Source organism: Streptomyces sp. NBC_01237, from assembly GCF_035917275.1.
GTDB lineage: Bacteria > Actinomycetota > Actinomycetes > Streptomycetales > Streptomycetaceae > Streptomyces.
Map to the genome: position 1 here is coordinate 4,421,978 of NZ_CP108508.1, position 19,954 is coordinate 4,441,931.

A 19,954-nucleotide genomic window follows, 5' to 3' on the forward strand; every position below is an offset into this window, starting at 1 on the left:
CGGGCCCTCTCAGCCGCGTGGATCAGGAACGTCCGCGTACCGCTGTACCCAGGCATGCATCGCGATGGCCGCGGCGGCCCCCGCGTTGATCGACCGGGTGGAGCCGAACTGCGCGATCGAGCACACCATCGTCGCGTGGTCCCGCGCCTCCTGGGTGAGCCCCGGCCCCTCCTGGCCGAACAGCAGCACGCAGCGCCGCGGCAGCTCGGTCCGCTCCAGCGGTACGGCCCCGGGGAGGTTGTCGATCCCGATGATCGGCAGCCCCTCGGAGGCCGCCCACGCGGTCAGATCCGCCGTGTCGGGGTGATGCCGCACATGCTGGTAGCGGTCGGTGACCATGGCCCCGCGCCGGTTCCAGCGGCGCCGCCCCACGATGTGGATCTCCTTGGCGAGGAAGGCGTTCGCGGTGCGTACGACCGATCCGATGTTGAAGTCGTGGCCCCAGTTCTCCACGGCCACGTGAAAGTCGTGCCGCCGCAGGTCCAGATCGGCGACGATCGCCTCCCGCGTCCAGTACCGGTACTCGTCACCGACATTGCGCCGGTCACCGTGGGCGAGCAGCTCGGGGTCGTATCGCTCGCCCTCGGGCCACGGCAGCGGATGCGGCCCGACGCCGATCTCCGTCCCGTACCCGTCGTCGTACTGAATCGGTGCCGGTTCCGCGGACGGATCGGGTGCCGCCGCTGCGGGGGGCTCTTCTGTTCTGCCGGTCTCACTGCTCACCCGACGAGCGTATGGCCCCCACCGGCGCCCTGCTGCGGGGACTCCTCCGTACCGTCGCGGCCCGACCCCTGCTGACCCGGCACCCGCCGCTTGCCCGGAACACCGTGAGCACCCGGATCGCCCGGATCGCCCGAGGCACCGGGCAAACCCGTCGCGCCCGAGTCGCCCGGCACACGGGGGAAGCGCGAGAGCAGCCGCTCACGGCCGAGCGTCACTCGGCCGCCCAGCCACACCAGGAAGACCGTCGGCAGGAAGACGGCGTCCGCGGCGATCATCGCCATCGAGAAGAACGGCAGCCCGAGCAGCAGGGCGATGCCCGCGTGCTCGCAGATCATCGCGACCAGCAGGATGTTCTTGACGCGCCGGTTGAACAGCGTGAACGGGAAGGCGACCTGGACGATGACCGTGCCGTACGTCAGCACCATCACCATCACACCGCTGGAAGCCAGGATGTCCGACAGGGCGGGCCAGGGCGTGAAGTAGTCCAGTTTGAGGGGGTAGTAGAGCGCGGTGCCGTCCTGCCAGCGCGACCCCTGGATCTTGTACCAGCCGGCGGTCGCGTAGATCAGACAGACCTCGGCCATGATCACGGCGAGGGTGGCGTTGTGCGCGAGATTGGCCAGGACGTCGAGCAGGGTGCGCTGCTCACCGTGCGGCGCGTAGCGATTGGCGGCCCACCACGCGGCGCTTCCCAGCCACAGCACCCACAGGAGGGTCGGCAGCCACCAGGTCCCGCCGAGACCGTCCATCAGCGTGGCGATCAGCAGGACCGGCCCGAGCACCGCCCACAGAACAGGACCCACCACGTCCCGTGCCGGCGCGAGGCCCCGTGCGGCGCGTGCGACGTTCCGCTCGGCGCGCCTGGCATCCAGCGACCAGACCTGGGCGCAGCGCGTGAGGACAAGGTAGATCGCCATCAGGTGGATGACGTTGTCACCGCCGTCACCCATGAAGATGCTGCGGTTCTGCACGGAGAGCACGCCGACCATGAACAGGACGGACATGGTCCGGGTGCGCCACCCGAGCAGCAGTGCCGCGGCCGACAGCAGAGTGAGGGCGTACACGGCCTCGAACCAGAGGGCGCTGTCCGACCACATGAGGACGGAGAAGGCGTCGTTGTTCGCTATGAGCCGGCGGGCCATGTCCCAGCGCCACGGGCTGTCGGGCCCGTAGAGCTCCTGGCGGTGCGGCAGTTCGCGCAGCAGGAAGAACAGATACGTGGCGGAGAACCCGATCCGGATGACAGCGCTCTGGTACGGGCCGAGGGCCGAGGCGGTGATGCGCTGGATACCGCGGGCGAGGCCGCTTCCGGGGTTCCGGCGAGGATTCGGGCGGGCAGCGGGCCCGGCGTTCGGGCCGGGGAGGCCGTCGGAGAGGGAGCCGGGCACCGGGCCGGGAGCACCGGCCGGGGAGGTTGTCGTCACTTGTCCGCCTCCTCGCCGCGCGACGCCTGCGGCGCTCCGGCATTTTCGGGGAGATCTTCCGGGGCCACGGTCCACCACGGGAGCACCCGGTAGTTCGGCCGGGTGCTGATCTTCTCCTCGCTCCACGGGGGCGGCGTGACGGAGCGGGTCTCGGAACGCACCTGGATGCGCTCGACGGTGCCGCCGTAGTCGTGGGCGCCGAGGCGCAGCATCACGATGCGCCGGATGTAGCGCTCGGAGAGATCACCGCGAAGGCCGTTGGGGCGGTTCTCGCTGTCGTGGGAGTTGACGAAGAAGTCCCAGCCCCGGCGGAGCTCGTTCTGATGCACATGGCTGGGGAAGAGATTGCCGCGTATCTCCTTGCCGTCCTCGCCGGAGAGGCTCATCCAGGGGGTGGTGCGGCGGCCGTCGGCGCCGACCACCTCGGCCCGCACATGGACGGCGATGTTCTGCTGGAGCGGATTGGGGGCGAACAACTTCCAGTTCTGTTCGAACTCCGGGTAGACCCAGTTGTCGACCGCTTCACCATGCTGCTTGGTCAGCGTGTTGGACGGCGCCACGTGCAGGAAGACCATGGCCACCTGGGCGCAGGCGATCATCCCGATGACGGACAGCGCGACGGCGGCGACGGCCTGGTACCCGAACGAGAGCGCGGCTATGCCTCCACCGGTGGCGCGGTCGCCGGAGCCGGCAGCGCCGCCCGCCGCGCCCGGCCCGGCGTGCGGCTGGGCGTCCGTCGATGTGCCCGAGGTCAGGTGCGGCCTGCCGGCCGTCGGAAAGCTCTGCTCCGCGTGTGCGGAAGGGCGCTGCCCGGCATACGCCGAAGCCGGGGGCGAGGCGTCCGCAGAGGCCGGGGGCGAGGCGGGCGCAGAGGTGTGCGGCTCGGTGTCCGAGTGGCTCACCACCTGCGGCCAGGCGTCCTTTTCCTCGCTGTCGGAGCGCCCACCGTGGTCCGAATCCATCCCGCCCCGCTCACCGTCGATCACCACCGAGTTATCCACAGGGTTGACACCCTACGGGCCGCCGACTCACCATTGAAGTCATTGAACCGAACGATCGGTCGGTAGGGAGTCCGGGATGGCGGCAGTGACTGCGGACCAGAAGACGCAGAGGACGGCAGGCGCGGTGGATACGGCGGACGCGGCCCGCACTGCGGCGTTCGACGCGGCGGTGGCCGCCGACGACCGGATCGAGCCGCGCGACTGGATGCCGGAGGCGTACCGGGCCTCGCTCGTCCGTCAGATGGCGCAGCACGCCCACTCGGAAATCATCGGCATGCAGCCCGAGGCCAACTGGATCACCCGCGCGCCTTCCCTGCGGCGCAAGGCGATCCTGATGGCCAAGGTGCAGGACGAGGCCGGGCACGGGCTGTATCTCTACAGCGCCGCCGAGACGCTGGGCACGAGCCGCGAGGAGCTGCTCGACAAGCTCCACGCCGGACGTCAGCGCTATTCATCGATCTTCAACTACCCGACGCTGACCTGGGCGGACGTCGGAGCGATCGGCTGGCTGGTGGACGGCGCGGCGATCACCAACCAGGTGCCGCTCTGCCGCTGCTCGTACGGCCCGTACGCACGGGCGATGGTCCGGATCTGCAAGGAGGAGTCCTTCCACCAGCGCCAGGGGTACGAGCTGCTGCTCGCCCTGAGCAGAGGCACCCGGGCCCAGCACGAGATGGCGCAGGACGCGGTGAACCGCTGGTGGTGGCCGTCCCTGATGATGTTCGGCCCGCCCGACGACGCGTCGGCCCACTCCGCACAGTCGATGGCCTGGAAGATCAAGCGCCACTCCAACGACGAACTGCGCCAGCGCTTCGTGGACATCTGCGTACCGCAGGCCGAGGCACTGGGGCTCGCCCTCCCGGACCCCGACATCCGGTGGAACGAGGAGCGCGGACAGCACGACTTCGGCGCGATCGACTGGACCGAGTTCCAGGAAGTCCTCAAGGGCAACGGCCCATGCAACGAGCAGCGCCTCACCCAGCGGCGCACGGCCCATGAGGAAGGTGCGTGGGTCCGGGACGCGGCAGCGGCGTACGCGGCCAAACACCCCGCACGTCCCGCACACCCCGCACCGAGCCCACAGACCGCACAGGGCGCACAGGGCACACAGGGCACACAGGGCACACAGGGCACACAGCCCGAGGAGGAGACGGCATGAGCAGCTCGACCGACTGGCCGCTGTGGGAGGTGTTCGTGCGCTCCCGGCGCGGACTGTCCCACACCCACGCCGGCAGCCTGCACGCGCCGGACGCCGAGATGGCCCTGCGCAACGCACGGGACCTGTACACCCGTCGATCGGAGGGCATCTCGATCTGGGTGGTTCCGTCCACCGAGATCACCGCGTCCTCCCCCGACGAGAAGGACTCCTTCTTCGAACCGGCGGGGGACAAGCCCTACCGGCACCCGACGTTCTACGAGATCCCGGAAGGGGTGAAGCACCTGTGACCGCGGCCCTCGCCCTGGGCGACGACGCGCTGGTGCTCTCGCACCGGCTGGGGGAGTGGGCGGGCCATGCTCCCGTGCTGGAGGAGGAAGTGGCCCTCGCCAACATCGCCCTGGACCTCCTGGGGCAGGCAAGAGTGCTGCTCTCGCTCGTCGGCGACGAGGACGAGCTCGCCTACCTCCGCGAGGAGCGGGCCTTCCGCAATCTCCAGCTGGTCGAGCAGCCGAACGGCGACTTCGCCCACACCATCGCCCGCCAGCTCTACTTCTCCGTCTACCAGCACCTGCTGTACGGCGAGTTGGCAGCGGGCCGGGGCCCGTTCGCCGACCTTGCGGCGAAGGCGGTCAAGGAAGTCGCCTACCACCGCGACCACGCCGAGCACTGGGCCCTACGCCTCGGGGACGGCACGGCCGAGAGCCATGAGCGGCTCCGGACCGGTCTGGACGCGCTGTGGCGGTTCACCGGCGAGATGTTCCAGCCGGTCGAGGGGGTGGACGTCGACTGGCAGGCGCTGCGGACCAGTTGGCTGGACGCCATCACCGATGTGGTGGAGCGAGCCACACTGACCGTCCCGACCGGCCCGCAGTCCGGTGCCTGGGCGGCGGGGGCCGGCCGGCAGGGGCTGCACACCGAGCCGTTCGGCCGGATGATCGCCGAGATGCAGCATCTGCACCGCAGCCATCCGGGGGCGTCATGGTGACCGGGACGCGGCTGGAGGAGGAACTGCGGCAGCTGGCAGGCGCCGTGCCCGACCCGGAGCTGCCGGTCCTGACGCTGGAGGAGCTCGGCGTCATGCGGGGCGTCCAGGTGGACGGGCCGGGCCGGGTGACCGTGCGGCTCACCCCGACATACACCGGCTGCCCGGCGATCGAGGCCATGTCCGCCGACATCGAACGGGTGCTGCACGACCACGGCGTGCCGGAGGTCTCCGTGGTCACCGTGCTCGCACCCGCCTGGTCGACGGACGACATCAGTGCCGAGGGACGGCGCAAGCTCGCCGAGTTCGGCATCGCACCACCCCGCTCCCACGGCGCGGACGGCGGCCCCGTGCCGCTGACGCTCTCGGTGCGCTGCCCGCACTGCGGCTCCACCGATACGGAGCTGCTGAGCCGGTTCTCCTCCACGGCGTGCAAAGCGCTCCGCCGCTGTGTCGCCTGCCGCGAACCGTTCGACCACTTCAAGGAGTTGTAGATGTTCCATCCGCTCCGGGTCTGCGCGATCGAACGGATAACTGACGATGCGGTGGCCGTCACCTTCGCCGTGCCGGCCGAGCTGCGCGAGACCTTCCGTCACACCCCGGGCCAGCACCTCAATGTGCGCTACACCGTCGACGGCGAGGAGATCCGGCGCTCGTACTCGATCTGCGCACCGGCCGCCGAGGCACCGGCCGAACCGGTCCTGCGGGTGGGCATCCGCATGGTCGACGGCGGCGCGTTCTCCACGTACGCCCTGAAGGAACTGGCCGTCGGGGACGAAGTGCAGGCCATGGCTCCGATGGGCCGCTTCGTGCTGAAGCCGCGCCCCGGCCTGTTCGCGGCGGTCGTCGGCGGGAGCGGCATCACTCCGGTGCTGTCGATAGCGGCGACGCTGCTGGCACGGGAACCCCTGGCCCGGTTCTGTCTGATCCGCAGCGACCGGACAGCGGCCTCGATGATGTTCCTCGAAGAGGTGGCCGACCTCAAGGACCGGTATCCGGACCGCTTCCAGCTGGTGACCGCGCTGTCCAGGGAAGAGCAGTCGGCCGGGCTGCCGTCCGGCCGGCTGGACCGTGAACGGCTCACCGGGCTGTTGCCCGCACTGCTGCCGGTGGCGGACGTGGACGGCTGGTTCCTGTGCGGTCCGTTCGGTCTGGTCCGGGGGGCGGAGAGCGCACTGCGCGCGCTCGGCGTCGACCGGACCCGGATCCATCAGGAGATCTTCCACGTCGACGACGGACCTGCGGCGCCCGCCACGGCCCGGGTCGCCTCGCCCGCCGACAGCACCCTGACGGCGACCCTTCACGGCCGTTCGGGCAGCTGGCCGGTGGAGAACGCCGAATCGCTGCTGGAGACGGTGCTGCGCAGCCGGTCGGACGCGCCGTACGCCTGCAAGGGCGGAGTGTGCGGGACCTGTCGGGCCTTCCTCGTCTCGGGCGAGGTGCGGATGGACCGCAACTTCGCGCTGGAACCGGAGGAGACCGGGGCGGGCTTCGTGCTGGCCTGCCAGTCGCACCCGCTCACGCCGGAGGTGGAGCTCGACTTCGACCGGTGACGGGTGGCCGGCGGCCCGGTACCAGTTTGCCGGTGGCCGTGGCTCGGTACCAGCGGCCGATGGCCGGTCGGCGGTGGCCGTGGCCCGGCTCCAGTGGCGGGTGGCCGGTGGCCGGTGGCTCGGCACCAGTGGCGGGTGGCCGGTCACGGGTGGCTGGTGGCTGGTGGCCGGTGCCCGGTGCCGACTGTTCCGGCGGGCTCCCGGCGCGAAGAGGCACCGGCACGACAGGCTCCCGGCTCTGCGGGCTCCCGGTGTGAAGGGGCACGGGTGCGCGGTGTTCCCATCTTGTAGAACCTGTTCTATCTTGACGGCCCGTCAGGTCCCTTTGTGGGCCGCACGGTTCAGGGACACTACGGTTCGCGGGAGGCCGGAACAGTGGACTTCACCTTCACCGAGGAACAGCAGGCAGCCGTCGAGGCGGCCAGGGCGGTCTTCTCGTCCGTCGCACCCGACCACGTACCCAGCCCCGCGCTGACCCCGGGTGCCGTCGCCGAGGACATCGACCGGGCGCTGTGGGCCGGGCTCGCCGATACGGATCTGCTGAGCCTCACGCTGTCACCGGAATATGGCGGCGCCGGACTCGACCCGGTCGCGCTCTGCCTGGTACTGCGCGAAGCGGCCAAGGTGCTGGCCAGGGTTCCGTTGCTGGAGAGCTGCGCGGTCGCGATGGCCCTCCAGCGCCACGGCGACCGCGCGCTGGCGGCGGAACTGCTGCCCGGGTTCGGCCGGGGCGAGCTGGTCCTGACCGTCGGGGCCAACGGGCGCACCGGACACGACCCGGCCGAACTGGCCGTCACCGCCCACCGCGTCACCACCCACCCCGGCAGCGAGGGCACCGGCGGCGAAGACTCCGGGCCCGGAGCGGGGGAAGCATCCGGGTGGGTGCTCGACGGGGTGCAGTCAGGGGTGCCCTGGGCCCAGGTAGCCGACTGGATCGCGGTCCCCGCCCACACGGGTGAGGGCCGGTCCGTCCTGGCTCTGGTGCGCCGCACCCACGACGGCGTGACGCTCGCCGAACAGGTTTCCACCAGCGGCGAGCGCTTCGCCGAGGTGACGCTCGACGCCGTGCGCATCGATGACCGCGAGCTGATCGACACACCCGGTGCCTGGGACTGGCTGCGGTCGCTGCTCACCACCGGGACCTGTGCGCTGGCGCTGGGACTGGGCGAGCGGGTGCTCTCGATGACCAGCGAATACACCGGAAAGCGCGAGCAGTTCGGCTTCCCGGTCGCCACGTTCCAGGCGGTCGCCGTGCAGGCCGCCGACCGGTACATCGATCTGCGGGCCATGGAGGTGACCCTCTGGCAGGCGGCCTGGCGTATCTCCACCGAGGCCGGTGGTGCGCTGCCCGCCGAGGGGGACATCGCCGTGGCGAAGATCTGGGCCTCGGACGGCGTCCGGCGCGTCGTACAGACCGCGCAGCACCTGCACGGCGGCTTCGGCGCGGACACCGACTACCCGCTGCACCGCTACCACGCCTGGGCGAAGCAGATCGAGCTGTCGCTGGGCCCGGCGGCGGCCCACGAGGAGGCACTGGGCGACCTGCTGGCCGCACACCCCCTCGGCTGACGCGGGCGTCTCAGAGGACGAAGGCCGGGTTCCCGTTGTCCGCGACCATCGGGCGCCCGGCGCCGTCCCAGGCGAGCATCCCGCCGTCGATGTTCACCGCGTCGACGCCCTGCTGAACCAGGTACTGGGTGACCTGGGCGGACCGGCCGCCGACCCGGCACATCACATGCACGCGGCGACCGTCCTCGGCGGCCTCGGTCAGCTCACCGAAACGGCCCACGAAGTCGCTCATCGGAATGTGCAGGGCACCCTCGACATGCCCGGCCGCCCATTCGTCGTTCTCCCGGACGTCCAGGACGAAGCCGTCCGACGGCACCGCCGCGACGTCCACCGAGGGCAGCGGGGCGAAATTCATGGGTCATGCCTTCTCTCGTACGTACGCGGCAACGTCAACGGAAACGCTACTGCACCATCCCCGCGAGCTCGGCCTCACGCCGGGACACTTCGCCCAGGAGCTGCTCGCCGATGTCCTCCAGCAGCTTGTCCGGATCGTCCGGAGCCATCCGCAGCATCGAGCCGATCGCACCCTCCTCAAGCTCCCTGGCGAGCACGGTGAGCAGTTCCTTGCGACGGCTGAGCCACTCCAGCCGGGCGTAGAGCTCCTCGCTCTCGCTGAGCAGGGTCTCCGGTGCGACGGGTCCCGCAGCCCACTCCTCGACCAGTTCCCTCAGCAGCGCCTCGTCCCCACGTCCGTAGGCGGCATTGACCCGGGTGATGAACTCGTCCCGGCGCTCACGCTCCCGCTCGTCCTGGGCCAGATCCGGATGCGCCTTGCGGGCCAGCTCTCGGTAGAGCTTGCGTGCCTCCTCGCTCGGCCTGACCCGCTTCGGCGGCCGGACCGGCTGCTCGGTGAGCATGGACGCGGCCTCGGGGGACAGCCCGTCGGAGTCCATCCAGTCGTGGAACAGCTCATCGACGCCCGGCATCGGCATGACGACCGCCCGCGCCTCCTGTGCCTTGCGCACATCCTCGGGGTCGCCGGTCCTGGCGGCCCGCGCCTCGGCGATCAACGCGTCCAGCTCGTCGAGGCGGGTGTACATCGGGCCGAGCTTCTGGTGGTGCAGCCGGGAGAAGTTCTCGACCTCGACCCGGAAGGTCTCCACCGCGATCTCGAACTCGATCAGCGCCTGCTCGGCGACCTGGACGGCCTTGGCCAGCCGCTCCTCGGGTCGCGGCGGAACCTGCCGGTCCTCCCGGGCCGAATCCCGCACCGAACCCTGGTCCGGGTGCTGGGCCGAGTCCTGGTCCGGGTTCTGCGCCGATTTCCGGCCCACATCGCCCTCCGAATCCCGCACCGGGCTCGGCCCCGCGTCGTGCGCCGCGTCCTGCGCGTACTGCGGCTCGTCCTGCCGGTCGTTGTCCTGCCGGTCATCGTCGTTCCGGGTGGTCGGCACCCCGGCGGCTTCGTCGGTCACCCGTCCAGCGTATGGCCACGGCCGGCGCCCCAAGGACGCGCGGTCGCCGCAGGGCACGTCATATACCGAGCTCGGCAGCTATCCTCCCCGCCTTGACGGCCCGCACCAGCTCGGCATGGTCCGCCTCCGTACGGTCCGCGTACGTGACCGCGAAGGAGGCCACCGCCTCGTCCAGCTCGGCGCTCTTGCCGCAGTAGCCCGCGAGCAGCCGGGGGTCGGCACTGTGCGCGTGGGCCCGAGCCAGGAGCGCACCGGTCATCCGCCCGTAGTCGTCGACCTGATCGGCCGCCAGCGCCGCCGGATCCACGCTCCCCTTGCGATTCCGGAACTGCCTCACCTGGAACGGTCTGCCGTCGACCTCCGCCCAGCCGAGCAGAATGTCGCTGACGACCTGCATCCGCTTCTGCCCGAGCACCACTCGGCGCCCCTCGTGCGCCGCCTCCGGCACATCGAACCCGACCGCGGGCAGAAAGGGCGCCAGAGCGGAGGGGCGGGCCTCCTTCACCTGCAGGACCAGCGGCTCACCGCGGTGGTCCAGCAGCAGGACCACATACGACCGCGTTCCCACACTGCCGGTGCCGACCACCCGGAACGCCACGTCATGGATCGCGTACCGGGCCAGCAGCGGCACCCGGTCCTCGGAAACCGTGTCCAGATAGCCGCCGAGCCCCGCCGCGACCGCCGCCGCCTCCGCGTCCGGCACCCGGCTCAGCACGGGCGGGGCATCGACGAAGCGGCGTCCGCCGTCCCCGGTGTCCTCCGTGGACTTGGCGGCGAACCGGGCGCTCGTGTTGTTACGGGCCTTCTGCGAGACCCGCTCCAGCGTCCCGAGCAGATCCCGCGCGTCCGTGTGGGAGACGAGCTCCTCGTCCGCGATGGCGTTCCAGGCGTCCAGGGCGGGGAGCCCGGCCAGCAGCCGCATCGTCCGGCGGTACGCGCCCACGGTGTCGTACGCACCCTGCCGGCAGACGTCCTCATCGGCCCCCGCCGCACGGCCCGCGAGTACCAGAGAGGTGGCGAGCCGCTTGAGGTCCCATTCCCAGGGGCCGAAGACGGTCTCGTCGAAATCGTTGAGATCGATGACCAGGCTGCCCCGGGCATCGCCGTAGAGACCGAAGTTGGCGGCATGCGCGTCGCCGCAGAGCTGAGCACCCACACCGGTGACCGGCGTGCCCATCAGGTCGTGGGCCATGAGCCCGGCGGAACCCCGCAGAAACGCGAACGGCGTGGCCGCCATCCGCCCCACCCGGATCGGCGTCAGGTGCGGCACCCGCCCCAGGTTCGACTCCTCGACCGCCCGCACGGCGTCCGGCCGCCCCGGCGGAAGGACCAGCGCATCGTGCGAGGAGCGCGGCACCCGGTCCCGCAATGCCTTGCCGGCGGCTTTCGGCGGGTTCGGCGCCGAGCGCCGGGCGAACCCGGAGACCTCCGGAATACGCGGGTCCGCCATCACAGCCCGCTGTGCCGGCCTTGTCGCATCGACCTCGCCCATGGCGCGCCGCCTCCCCCACCTTTGTCCGGCTGTCGTCCCACCATCAATCGACCACGACGGTACAGCCGTTCCCCGAAACCCGTCCGCCCCTGTGGACAACCCGCGACTCGGCCTGTGGACAACTCACTGTCCAGGTCAGACGCCGACCGCCTCCTCCAGCTCTTCCTCCAGCTCCTCGCGCTGGTCCCCCGTGCGGGACACCCCGGCCACGCCCCCGGAACCGTTCCTGGAACCGGAACCGGAACCGGAATCGGAAACGGACTCGGAAACGGACTCGGAACCGGATCCCGCAGGCCCGGCGTCCGCCCGCGCCCCCGAACCCGTCTCCGCCCCCGCAGTCGTCGAACTCGTCCCCGTACCTGCCCCCACCCCGGACTCCACCGGAGCAGCTGCCCGCTTCCGGGCCTCGGCCAGACCCGCGGCTCCCATCACGGCCAGACCCGCCACGAACCACAGCACGAGCACCAGCACATGCCCGCCGAGCGCATGACCGTCGAAGTAGACATGGCTCCGCACGCCCTCGACGAAGCCCGCGCCGTTCCAGAAGGCGTGGAGGGAGCCGAAGAAACCGGGCTGCAACTCGGGCCGGAAGATGCCGCCGGAGCTGGTGAAGTTGAGCATGACGAACAGCACCATCACCCCGAGCGTCGTCCAACGCTTGAGGAAGGTGTGCAGCCCGACACCGACGAGCAGGATTCCGGCGGAGTAGAGCCACGCCATCGCCCACAGACCGCCGAGCCCGTGGTCCACGAGACCGAACAGCGGCCCCGCGAACACAGCGCCGACCAGGCTCACCACGAGCGAGGCGCCCGCCACCAGCGCGGCCCTGATCCGGAGCGCCAGCGCACCGCCCGCGCCGCCGATCACCGCGACCGACGCGTACGACCCGATGCTGATCGCGACCAGCAGGAAGAAGATGCCCTGCCCGGTCGGATCGCCGTCCGCCGTCGGCGCCACGTTCGTCACCTTCAGCGGGGCACCCTGGCCGGCCGCGACCTCGGTGAAGACCTTCTGCACCACCGTGGCGCTGGTGTCCGACGAGGCGGTGGCCACCAGCAGTTCGGGGCTCTTCCCCGGCACGTACGCACCGTAACTCGCCTGTGTATCCAGGTGGTCCACGGCCGCATCACGATCGGCGACGGTACGCACGTCCAGTGCGCCGTCCCCCGTGTCCTGAAGGGTCTGCGCCAGCACCTGGACGCTCGGCCCGGAGCCGACCACGTCCACGCGCAGATCGTGTGGTTCAGGGGCGTGGAAGGCCCCCAGATAAGCGAGCCCCATGCCGACGCACATCAGCAGCGGGGTGACGAGGTGGGTCAGCACATGACGCAGCGCGCCGGCGGTGGCGCCGGAAGCGGTACTCGGGCCTGCGGACATCTGGACGATCTCCAATGGTTGGCTTTTACAACTCCTAGTTCCGTTGTACTATACAACTGAAATTTCGAGGAAGGTGAATCCGTGCCAGGCACCCCCGGAGAGCGTGAGAAGTCGCTGGACGTCATCCAGCGTGAGCTGACCGCCTTCGCGCGCCGCGCCCGCGCGGCGGCGGCACGGCTCCACCCCGAACTGCCGCTGGTGTCGTACACCCTGCTCGCGCACATCGACGACCAGCACGGCTGCCGTGCGACCGACCTGGCCGCTCACTACATGCTCGACAAATCAACCGTCAGCCGGCAGATCTCGACCCTGGAGAAGCTCGGCCTGGTCGAGCGCCACCCGGACCCCACGGATCACCGGATCCAGGTGCTGCACCCCACCGAAGCCGGCACGCAGGCCCTCGCCTCCACCCAGGCGAGCCGTCGGGCCGCCTATCAGGAGCGGCTGGCCGACTGGACCGCGGAAGACCTCACCCGGTTCGCGGACTACCTCCTGCGCTACAACTCGACCGGCGACCCAGCCCCGCAGTAGGCATCCCGAACAGCCCGGACGTCTCCGCGACAGGCGCCCCGGGCACCCCGGCGGGCTCCCGCAGCGGAGCCGTCAGCAGTTGGAATCCCCGCCCGGCAGATACACGTCCGCCCAGCGCCCGAGCTCCTTGAGGGCCGGCTCCATCGCAGCCCCGGCATCCGTCAGGCGGTACGAGACGCGCAGCGGCGGACCTTCGTCGACCTCACGCACCACCAGACCGGCAGCCCCCAGCTCGGACAGCCGGTCCGAGAGCATGCGCTCACTGATGCCCGGAATCGCGCGCCGCAGATCCGCGAAGTGCACCGACTGCCGCATCAGCACCGAAACGATCGGACCGGTCCAGCGCTTGCCGAACAGCTCGAAGACGCGAGTGATGCCCACGTCGACCCGCCGACAGGTCTGCTCGCTGTGATCCGCCATACCCCCAGAGTACTGCGCCCTCGTGAGGTGCTTACGAAAAGTAAGGGACTATGGTATTCCTAGGTACACACGAAAAATTAGCGCTCGGTCGACAGATCCGCGTCCGCACCACCCGCCCGCGCCACTCGCGACGGATGGCCGACGACGGACCCACCGGCCCGCGCCTCTCGATCCCCCATACCTGTGGAGACCTCTATGGCCACACTTCTGCACCTCGATTCCGCCGTCTTCCCCGAGGGTTCCGCCTCCCGCGACGTCACCTCGGCGTTCGTGGAGACCTGGCGCGAACAGCACCCGGAGGGCAAGGTCGTCTACCGCGACCTCGCCGCCGCACCGCTTCCCCACCTGGACGCCGCGGCAGTGGCCGCCGGTGCCGATGACCCGCTGCGACGGGAACTGGCGGATGAGCTGGCCGCCGCGGACGCCGTCCTGATCGGCGCGCCCATGTAAAACTTCTCCATCCCGTCCACGCTGAAGGCATGGCTGGACCAAGTGATCATCGTCGGCCACAACGCCGGATCCGACAGCCCTGTCCCAGGGGTCCCGGTCACCGTCGTCGCGAGCCGTGGCGGTTCGTACGCCCCCGGCACTCCGCGCGAGGACTTCGAGTTCGTCACGAACTACCTGGAGAAGGTGCTGACGGGGATGTTCTCCGTCGAGGTCGACTTCATCGTTCCGGAGCTGACACTGGCGCACTCCAAGCCCGAGATGGCCGAGCTGATACCGCTCGCCGTGAAGTCCCGCGCCAAGGCTCTCGACGAAGCCGCGCAGAAGGCGAAAGCCCTCGCGAGCCGACTGGCCGCCTGACACCGCGACCGCTGGGCCGGCGGCGCGCTCACGCCGCCGGCCCAGCGGCCTGCGCGACCGATCGCCTGACATAACAGGGCCGCGGGGCTCGAATGAGCCCCGCGGCCCTGTGTGGCTACAGCCCTGTGTGGCTACAACCTCGTGTGGCTAAAACCTCGTGCGCCCTACGATTCGGGCGTTTCACGTGAAACGGCGCACCGCGCCCTCGGACAGGCGCCCCTCAAGCAGACTGAGCCGACCGCTCAGCCGGCCGCGCCGACAGACGCCCCGACCGCTTCGCCGACAGCGGCACCCACAGGGGCCGCCGCCCCCGCCGCGCTCTCCTCGGCCTCCAGCCGCTCTCTCTCAAGCGCCTGCGCGGCCAGGTCCACCCGGCCCTCCGGCTTGATATGCACGATGACACCGGGATGAGCGATGGACGGCAGAATATGGCGCCACATCTGGGCCACGCGCTCACGCAGGTCGGCCCGTCCGGAATTAGCCTCCGAAATCAGCTGAATACCGGTGAACGACGCGACGATGACTTCGGCCGAAACCAGTGGGTCCACCTGGGGGAGCACCTCTCCGCGCTCCTTGCCCAATTCCAGCATCCGGCACGTCGCCGCGATCCAGTCGCTCCATGGATGCGGACCGCCGAGGAATACGCCCTCGATGGAGAGACGAGTACCGGCCCGCGCCATCGAGTCGTGGCGCAGTGCGAAGGCGAACTGCTGACCGCCGTCCACCAGCGACTGGAGCGGTGAGCCGTCCTCCACCAGGTCCACCGTGGCGGTCTGCTCATCCATGATCGCCTGGGCGATGGCTTCCTTGGACGCGAAGTGGAAGTACAAGGCCCCTTTGGTGACCTTTGCACGGCGGAGGATCTCCGAGATCGCGGCACGCTCGTACCCGTAGTCGTCGAAGACACTCGCCGCTGCCTCCACGATCGAACGCCTCGTCTGCACCGCGCGAGCCTGCTTCGCCATCTCTTGCCTCCGGGACGTTCTGTGTGCTCGGCCGTCGCGCCGAGCAACCGAGCAACCGTCAATCCAGCATCAGTAGTCAGCGTATGCAAGCACTTCACTCTAACCGACCAACGGTCTGTTTACGCACTGGACCATAAGCGTCCAACGCACGTTGTCGCAGTATGCCGAGGCGTCGCCCAACGCGCTGCCCCCCTACCCCTTCTGACGTGTGAAAAACCCTCTTGTTCCGGTTGGTCAAGGGGTTTGCGCACTCGTCAGCACGCAAGTTGAGCGCTTTCTCCCATAGCATCAACTACCACTCGCGAGCAGACTCATTGCATAAATAAACCGGCCAGATGGTTTGGATTTGCAGGGCCGTGGGAGCCGTCCGGCTCCTACGACGTGAAAGGGGACAGATCACGTGACCGCACTCGCCGCTCCGGCAGACCAGAACATACGCACCCGCACACCCCTCACCGGTGAGCCGTCAGTCATGAGTCCCGTGCCGCCGCACCTCGTGCACCGGTCCGACGAGGCCGATGTCCTGCTGACGCACTTCGGCCGAGCCGATGCTGACACGTATCTGTTCACCGTCCAATGGCCAACGACACACGCGCTGTTCAGCTCAGTTCTGGGACAGGAGAACCCCATGCTGATAGCGGAGACAGTCCGGCAGGCGGGCACCGTACTGGCGCACGAGGTCTTCGAGGCGCCGATGGACGACCAGTTCCTGCTCTGGAACCTGCGCTACGAGTCCTTCCACGATCTCCGCAGGCCCGGCGGGCCACCGACCCCTACGAAAGCGGTCATACGCAGCCCGGAGGTCACCCTGCGCGGCCGTCGACTGGCCACGATTCACATAGACATGGAGCTGTTCTCCGGCCATCTGCGGATCGGCACGGGCGCGGCCTCCGCGAACTGCCTCTCCGCCGCCGCCTATCGACGGCTGCGCCCGGGCCTCCCGGACGCATCGGATGTATCGGACGCGCATGATGCTCCGGTGCCGGCCGTCGCACCACGAACCGCGATCCCGCCCACCCTCGTGGGCAAGGAGAACGACCAGGACGTCATGCTGTCCCCCTTCGACTCCGCGTCCCCCCTGAACACCACGACCCCGTCGCACGCCCCCGCGGCGCCCCTGGACACCGCGCCCACCCCCCCTGCCGCCCCCTGGAGCGGCGCACGGCCCGCCGGCACCCCCCGTACCGCCGCCTGGCAGCTGCGCGCCGACCGGCACCACCCCGTCATCTTCGACAGCCAGAGCGACCACCTGCCCGGCCGGGGCATCATCGAAGCCATGCGCCAGGCCGCCCAGCTCGCCGCGGGCCTCGAACACGCCCTCGTGCCGTCCATGAACGCGGAGTTCCGGCGGTACGTCGAACTCGACCGCCCCTGCACCGTCAGCACGGAGGTCGGGGCGGAGCAGCCCGACGGCCGGATACCGATAGAAGTGACCATGTATCAGGACAATGAGGTCGCCGCCCTCGCCCTCCTGCTCGTGCAGGACGTCAAACCGGCAGCCCGCCACGACCTTCCCGTACGCCCGTGACGGGCCCTGGCGGGATCCTGGTGGCCGGTGGCACCGGATTCATCGGCTCCGCTGTCGTACGGGCGTTGAGCCGCCACCTTCCCGAGCCCCCCGCCCCGTTGAGGGCGCTGGCCCGACGCCGTCCGGACCCCGCTCGCACCGGTCCGGCGGCTCCGGGCGTCGAGTACCTCGTCGCGGACCTCACCGACCCCGCCTCGCTGCACGGCACCTGTGACCAGGTGGACACGCTCCTGCACTGCGCGTCCTACGTGGGTCCGGACGACTCCGCCTGCAGCGCGGTCAACGACGCCGGCACCCGGGCCCTGCTCGACGAGGCGGCCCGCGCCGGGGTCCGCCGGATCATCCACATCAGCACCACCGCCGTCTACGGAGCCGGCCCGCACCGCGGCCTGTCCGAGGCCACGCGGCCGCCCGCCCCCGCGTCCGAGGTCAGCCGCACCAGGCTGCTGGCCGAACAGGCCGTGCTGGCCGCCGGAGGAACGATCCTGCGGCCCCCCTTCGTGTACGGGCGGGGCGACGTTTGGGTGGTCCCGGCCATCGCCGAGCTCCTGCACAGGGTCCCCGCGCTGCCCGACGGCGGCACCGCCCTGATGTCGCTCGTGGCGGTCGAGGACCTGGCCCGGCTGGTGACCTCGCTGGCGCTGTCCCCCGCTCCGCCGCCCCCCGGCGTCCACCACGCGGGCCACCCGGAACCGGTCGCCCTGCGCGACCTGGTGACGGCTCTCGCCCGTACCGCGGGACTGCCGCTGCCCACGGCGAGCCTGCCGACGCCCGAGTACCTGGAACGGCTCGGACGGACCCCCGGGGCCGTCGGCGTCCGCCAGGCCCGGATGATGACGGAGGACCGCTGGTACCGGTCCCCCCTGTGGGGGAGCACCGGCTGCTCCAGTGGCCCGGGACTCACGGCACGGCTGGGCGGACACGGCGAGTGGTACCGGAACGTCCTGTCCCGCACGGCCCCCGTGCCCCGCTGAAGAGGAGCCATCCATCACCACCGTCAAGCTCATCCTGGCCGACGACGAGACGATGATCCGGGCCGGTCTGCGGGCCGTCCTCGCCGCCGACCCCGCCATCGAGGTCGTGGCCGAGGCGGGGGACGGGCGGGAGGCCGTCGCGCTGACCCTGGAACACCGGCCGGACGTCGTCCTGATGGACATCCGTATGCCGGTCATGGACGGTCTCACCGCCACCGAGGAGATCAAGCGCGCCGCGCCCGGCACCTCCGTACTCGTACTGACGACGTTCTCCGAGGACGAGTACGTGAGCCGGGCTCTCGGCGGCGGCGCCAGCGGCTTCATGCTCAAGTCCGGTGACCCGCGGGAGCTGCTGGCCGGCGTGCACACCGCCGCGGCCGGTGCCTCCTGCCTCTCCGCGAAGGTGGCACAGCACGTCATCGCGGAGCTGAACCGCGGCTCGGCCCGGCACCGCGACGTACGCCTGGCGTCGCTGCACGAGCGGGTCACCGCGCTGACAGCCCGGGAACGGGAAGTGCTCGCCCTGCTGGGCGGCGGGCTGTCCAACGCCGAGATCGGCCGGCGGATCCACGTCGTGGAGGGCACCGTGAAGAGCTATGTGAGCGCCATCTTCACCGGTCTCGGGGTACGCAACCGGGTCCAGGCCGCCATCGTCGCGTACGAGTCCGGGCTGATCGAACACAAGGACTGAACGCCCCCACCGTCCCGGAGCCCCGGCACACCGACGCCCGCCACCCCGGAGCCCTGGAACACCGAGGCCCCGGCGCCCCCGCTCCCCAGGAACCCCGGCACCCCCGCCACCCCGGAGCCCCGGCGCCTCACCGCCCGGGCACTCCGCCGCCGGAGCCGCGAGCCCCCGAGCCCCGGCGGCGGCCGTCCTTCAGCTCACGCCGCGATCCCCGTGCCCCGCCGGCCGCGGGCCCTGCGGAACCTGCTCACCGCCCGGGTTCCGGGTACCGCCAGGACCGCCATCAGCAGCGGCGCGACCACCGCGCCGAGCAGGAAGCCGGCCGCCACGTCGTGCAGATAGTGGACGCCGACGTACACCCGGGACAGCGCGATCAGCACCGCCAGAGGCACCGCCAGCAGTCCGATGACGCGCCAGGAGACGACCAGGGCCATCGCCGACGCGGCCGCGATGACGGAATGGTTGCTGGGGAACGACCAGTCACCCGGCTCCGGGCACTCCGCGATCGCCGTGACACCCGGAATGTCCCGGCAGGGGCGCTCCTCGTGCAGCCAGACCTTGATGATCTCGCTCAGCGCGTAGACCACCGCCACCGCCACCGGACCGAGCAGGGCCAGTGCCAGGGTCCGGTCGTCGCGCCTGCGGGCCCTCCACCACTGAAGGACGAAGAGGGCGACGAAGACGAGTATCCCGCCCTCGGTGACGGCCTCCCCCAGCTTCTGAAGCCACTCGGGAGTCCCTGCCGCCCACTCCGTGATCCCGCGGTACACCCCGACTCCGTAGTCGGGTCCCGCCTTCTGCGGCGGACCGGCCGCTTCCGGGTACGCCGTACCGCTGAACCCGGTGACGCCGAGCGCCGTACCGCCGAGCCCTGTGGCGCTGTGCGCCGTGATGCTGTGCGCTGTGTCGATGTACATAAGGGGTGTCGTTCTCCGCACGCCGATTCCCACGTTCTCCGGTCATTCGGAACGTAAGGTCCGGCCGGATGCGGACACATCCCACCGAAGGAACCGGTCGCCCCTCTTCCGGCAGGGCACCACCCCGACTTTCGTCGGGGCGGCGGCAAGATCACAGCCGTACAACGAAGAAGCCCCCGCTCCGGATCTCTCCGAAGCGGGGGCTCTCTTTGTGCGCGAGGGGGGATTTGAACCCCCACGTCCCTAAGGACACTGGCACCTGAAGCCAGCGCGTCTGCCGTTCCGCCACTCGCGCATGAGTGGTGTTTCCGGGCTCTCCCACCGTGTGGTGCGAGCGCCTGGCGACATCCGGAAGATTAGCACGCTGGACAGGGTGGATTCACATCCGTTGTTTCGCCGATCCCAGGTGGGGAAGCGGGAACGCGGAGC

General features: G+C 70.4%; 20 protein-coding genes, 1 tRNA gene and 1 pseudogene. 11 read left to right on the plus strand and 11 right to left on the minus strand.

Features of this window, described 5'->3' with window-relative positions; translation table 11 throughout:
• Positions 1-9: 9 nt before the first annotated feature.
• Genes OG251_RS19385 through OG251_RS19395 form a run of 3 tightly spaced genes read right to left on the minus strand, consistent with a single transcriptional unit; the run spans position 10 to position 3,109 of the window.
• Positions 10-723 carry a TrmH family RNA methyltransferase gene (locus OG251_RS19385; protein ID WP_326678381.1) on the minus strand — a complete coding sequence of 238 codons (714 nt, stop codon included), beginning with the start codon at positions 721-723 and terminating at the stop codon, positions 10-12.
• Entirely contained in the window at positions 720-2,147 is a 1,428-nt protein-coding gene (locus OG251_RS19390; RefSeq protein WP_442818348.1) for an HTTM domain-containing protein, read from the minus strand. The genes OG251_RS19385 and OG251_RS19390 overlap by 4 nt, the downstream gene beginning before the upstream one ends.
• Positions 2,144-3,109: a DUF5819 family protein gene (locus OG251_RS19395; protein WP_326681321.1), complete on the minus strand. Its 966-nt coding sequence runs from the start codon at positions 3,107-3,109 to the stop codon at positions 2,144-2,146. Before OG251_RS19395 ends, OG251_RS19390 begins: the two co-directional genes overlap by 4 nt.
• 115 nt (positions 3,110-3,224) lie before the next feature.
• On the opposite strand from OG251_RS19395, the gene paaA reads away from it, so the two are divergent.
• The 6 genes from paaA to OG251_RS19425 all read left to right on the plus strand — a co-directional run bounded on the left by paaA (position 3,225) and on the right by OG251_RS19425 (position 8,411).
• Positions 3,225-4,307 carry a 1,2-phenylacetyl-CoA epoxidase subunit PaaA gene (gene paaA, locus OG251_RS19400; protein WP_326678382.1) on the plus strand — a complete coding sequence of 361 codons (1,083 nt, stop codon included), beginning with the start codon at positions 3,225-3,227 and terminating at the stop codon, positions 4,305-4,307.
• On the plus strand, positions 4,304-4,594 hold the full coding sequence (gene paaB, locus OG251_RS19405) for a 1,2-phenylacetyl-CoA epoxidase subunit PaaB (protein WP_073727828.1): 291 nt from the start codon (positions 4,304-4,306) through the stop codon (positions 4,592-4,594). The genes paaA and paaB overlap by 4 nt, the downstream gene beginning before the upstream one ends.
• On the plus strand, positions 4,591-5,292 hold the full coding sequence (paaC, locus tag OG251_RS19410) for a 1,2-phenylacetyl-CoA epoxidase subunit PaaC (protein ID WP_326678383.1): 702 nt from the start codon (positions 4,591-4,593) through the stop codon (positions 5,290-5,292). The genes paaB and paaC overlap by 4 nt, the downstream gene beginning before the upstream one ends.
• Positions 5,286-5,783, plus strand: a complete 498-nt coding sequence (paaD, locus tag OG251_RS19415; RefSeq protein WP_326678384.1) for a 1,2-phenylacetyl-CoA epoxidase subunit PaaD — start codon at positions 5,286-5,288, stop codon at positions 5,781-5,783. Before paaC ends, paaD begins: the two co-directional genes overlap by 7 nt.
• A complete protein-coding gene (locus OG251_RS19420) occupies positions 5,784-6,842 on the plus strand; it encodes a 2Fe-2S iron-sulfur cluster-binding protein (RefSeq protein ID WP_326678385.1) in 1,059 nt (352 codons plus the stop codon).
• Positions 6,843-7,217: 375 nt separating this feature from the next.
• Positions 7,218-8,411, plus strand: coding sequence for an acyl-CoA dehydrogenase family protein (locus OG251_RS19425; RefSeq protein WP_326678386.1), 1,194 nt, complete (start codon positions 7,218-7,220; stop codon positions 8,409-8,411).
• A 10-nt stretch (positions 8,412-8,421) separates the two neighbouring features.
• On the opposite strand, the gene OG251_RS19430 is transcribed toward OG251_RS19425, so the two are convergent.
• The 4 genes from OG251_RS19430 to OG251_RS19445 all read right to left on the minus strand — a co-directional run bounded on the left by OG251_RS19430 (position 8,422) and on the right by OG251_RS19445 (position 12,695).
• Entirely contained in the window at positions 8,422-8,766 is a 345-nt protein-coding gene (locus tag OG251_RS19430; protein ID WP_266804732.1) for a rhodanese-like domain-containing protein, read from the minus strand.
• A gap of 46 nt (positions 8,767-8,812) precedes the next feature.
• Complete coding sequence (locus OG251_RS19435; RefSeq protein WP_326678387.1) at positions 8,813-9,826, minus strand: hypothetical protein; 1,014 nt, start codon at positions 9,824-9,826, stop codon at positions 8,813-8,815.
• Between the two features lie 58 nt (positions 9,827-9,884).
• Positions 9,885-11,276 (minus strand): DUF2252 domain-containing protein, encoded by a 1,392-nt coding sequence (locus OG251_RS19440; RefSeq protein ID WP_326678388.1) that lies wholly within the window; start codon positions 11,274-11,276, stop codon positions 9,885-9,887.
• 177 nt (positions 11,277-11,453) lie between these two features.
• Positions 11,454-12,695: a hypothetical protein gene (locus OG251_RS19445; RefSeq protein ID WP_326678389.1), complete on the minus strand. Its 1,242-nt coding sequence runs from the start codon at positions 12,693-12,695 to the stop codon at positions 11,454-11,456.
• Between the two features lie 81 nt (positions 12,696-12,776).
• Here OG251_RS19445 and OG251_RS19450 point away from each other — a divergent pair, with 81 nt between their 5' ends.
• Positions 12,777-13,226, plus strand: a complete 450-nt coding sequence (locus tag OG251_RS19450; protein WP_326678390.1) for a MarR family winged helix-turn-helix transcriptional regulator — start codon at positions 12,777-12,779, stop codon at positions 13,224-13,226.
• 72 nt (positions 13,227-13,298) lie between these two features.
• Here OG251_RS19450 and OG251_RS19455 read toward each other — a convergent pair whose 3' ends face one another.
• On the minus strand, positions 13,299-13,646 hold the full coding sequence (locus OG251_RS19455; RefSeq protein WP_326678391.1) for a winged helix-turn-helix transcriptional regulator: 348 nt from the start codon (positions 13,644-13,646) through the stop codon (positions 13,299-13,301).
• A gap of 195 nt (positions 13,647-13,841) precedes the next feature.
• On the opposite strand from OG251_RS19455, the pseudogene OG251_RS19460 reads away from it, so the two are divergent.
• A pseudogene (locus tag OG251_RS19460) lies at positions 13,842-14,453 on the plus strand (NAD(P)H-dependent oxidoreductase).
• Positions 14,454-14,695: 242 nt separating this feature from the next.
• On the opposite strand, the gene OG251_RS19465 reads toward OG251_RS19460, so the two are convergent.
• Entirely contained in the window at positions 14,696-15,418 is a 723-nt protein-coding gene (locus OG251_RS19465; RefSeq protein ID WP_326678392.1) for a ScbR family autoregulator-binding transcription factor, read from the minus strand.
• A gap of 472 nt (positions 15,419-15,890) precedes the next feature.
• Between OG251_RS19465 and OG251_RS19470 the strand changes: the two genes are divergently transcribed.
• Genes OG251_RS19470 through OG251_RS19480 form a run of 3 tightly spaced genes read left to right on the plus strand, consistent with a single transcriptional unit; the run spans position 15,891 to position 18,611 of the window.
• The gene (locus OG251_RS19470) at positions 15,891-16,946 is read left to right on the plus strand and encodes an AfsA-related hotdog domain-containing protein (RefSeq protein ID WP_326678393.1); all 1,056 of its coding nucleotides are present in this window, start codon (positions 15,891-15,893) and stop codon (positions 16,944-16,946) included.
• A complete protein-coding gene (locus tag OG251_RS19475; RefSeq protein ID WP_326678394.1) occupies positions 16,943-17,920 on the plus strand; it encodes an NAD-dependent epimerase/dehydratase family protein in 978 nt (325 codons plus the stop codon). The genes OG251_RS19470 and OG251_RS19475 overlap by 4 nt, the downstream gene beginning before the upstream one ends.
• 52 nt (positions 17,921-17,972) lie before the next feature.
• Positions 17,973-18,611, plus strand: a complete 639-nt coding sequence (locus OG251_RS19480) for a response regulator (protein ID WP_385890949.1) — start codon at positions 17,973-17,975, stop codon at positions 18,609-18,611.
• 194 nt (positions 18,612-18,805) lie between these two features.
• On the opposite strand, the gene OG251_RS19485 is transcribed toward OG251_RS19480, so the two are convergent.
• Positions 18,806-19,525, minus strand: coding sequence for a phosphatase PAP2 family protein (locus tag OG251_RS19485; RefSeq protein ID WP_326678395.1), 720 nt, complete (start codon positions 19,523-19,525; stop codon positions 18,806-18,808).
• 212 nt (positions 19,526-19,737) lie between these two features.
• Positions 19,738-19,820: transfer RNA gene (locus tag OG251_RS19490), tRNA-Leu, on the minus strand.
• Positions 19,821-19,954 lie beyond the last annotated feature (134 nt).

Bases quoted from the DNA above. Each gene is read 5' to 3' on its own strand.
- OG251_RS19395 (WP_326681321.1), bottom strand. From the start codon at position 3,109: ATGGATTCGGACCACGGTGGGCGCTCCGACAGCGAGGAAAAGGACGCC.
- paaA (WP_326678382.1), top strand. From the start codon at position 3,225: ATGGCGGCAGTGACTGCGGACCAGAAGACGCAGAGGACGGCAGGCGCG.
- paaB (WP_073727828.1), top strand. From the start codon at position 4,304: ATGAGCAGCTCGACCGACTGGCCGCTGTGGGAGGTGTTCGTGCGCTCC.
- paaD (WP_326678384.1), top strand. From the start codon at position 5,286: ATGGTGACCGGGACGCGGCTGGAGGAGGAACTGCGGCAGCTGGCAGGC.
- OG251_RS19420 (WP_326678385.1), top strand. From the start codon at position 5,784: ATGTTCCATCCGCTCCGGGTCTGCGCGATCGAACGGATAACTGACGAT.
- OG251_RS19430 (WP_266804732.1), bottom strand. From the start codon at position 8,766: ATGAATTTCGCCCCGCTGCCCTCGGTGGACGTCGCGGCGGTGCCGTCG.
- OG251_RS19440 (WP_326678388.1), bottom strand. From the start codon at position 11,276: ATGGCGGACCCGCGTATTCCGGAGGTCTCCGGGTTCGCCCGGCGCTCG.
- OG251_RS19445 (WP_326678389.1), bottom strand. From the start codon at position 12,695: ATGTCCGCAGGCCCGAGTACCGCTTCCGGCGCCACCGCCGGCGCGCTG.
- OG251_RS19455 (WP_326678391.1), bottom strand. From the start codon at position 13,646: ATGGCGGATCACAGCGAGCAGACCTGTCGGCGGGTCGACGTGGGCATC.
- OG251_RS19465 (WP_326678392.1), bottom strand. From the start codon at position 15,418: ATGGCGAAGCAGGCTCGCGCGGTGCAGACGAGGCGTTCGATCGTGGAG.
- OG251_RS19470 (WP_326678393.1), top strand. From the start codon at position 15,891: ATGAGTCCCGTGCCGCCGCACCTCGTGCACCGGTCCGACGAGGCCGAT.
- OG251_RS19480 (WP_385890949.1), top strand. From the start codon at position 17,973: ATGATCCGGGCCGGTCTGCGGGCCGTCCTCGCCGCCGACCCCGCCATC.
- OG251_RS19485 (WP_326678395.1), bottom strand. From the start codon at position 19,525: ATGTACATCGACACAGCGCACAGCATCACGGCGCACAGCGCCACAGGG.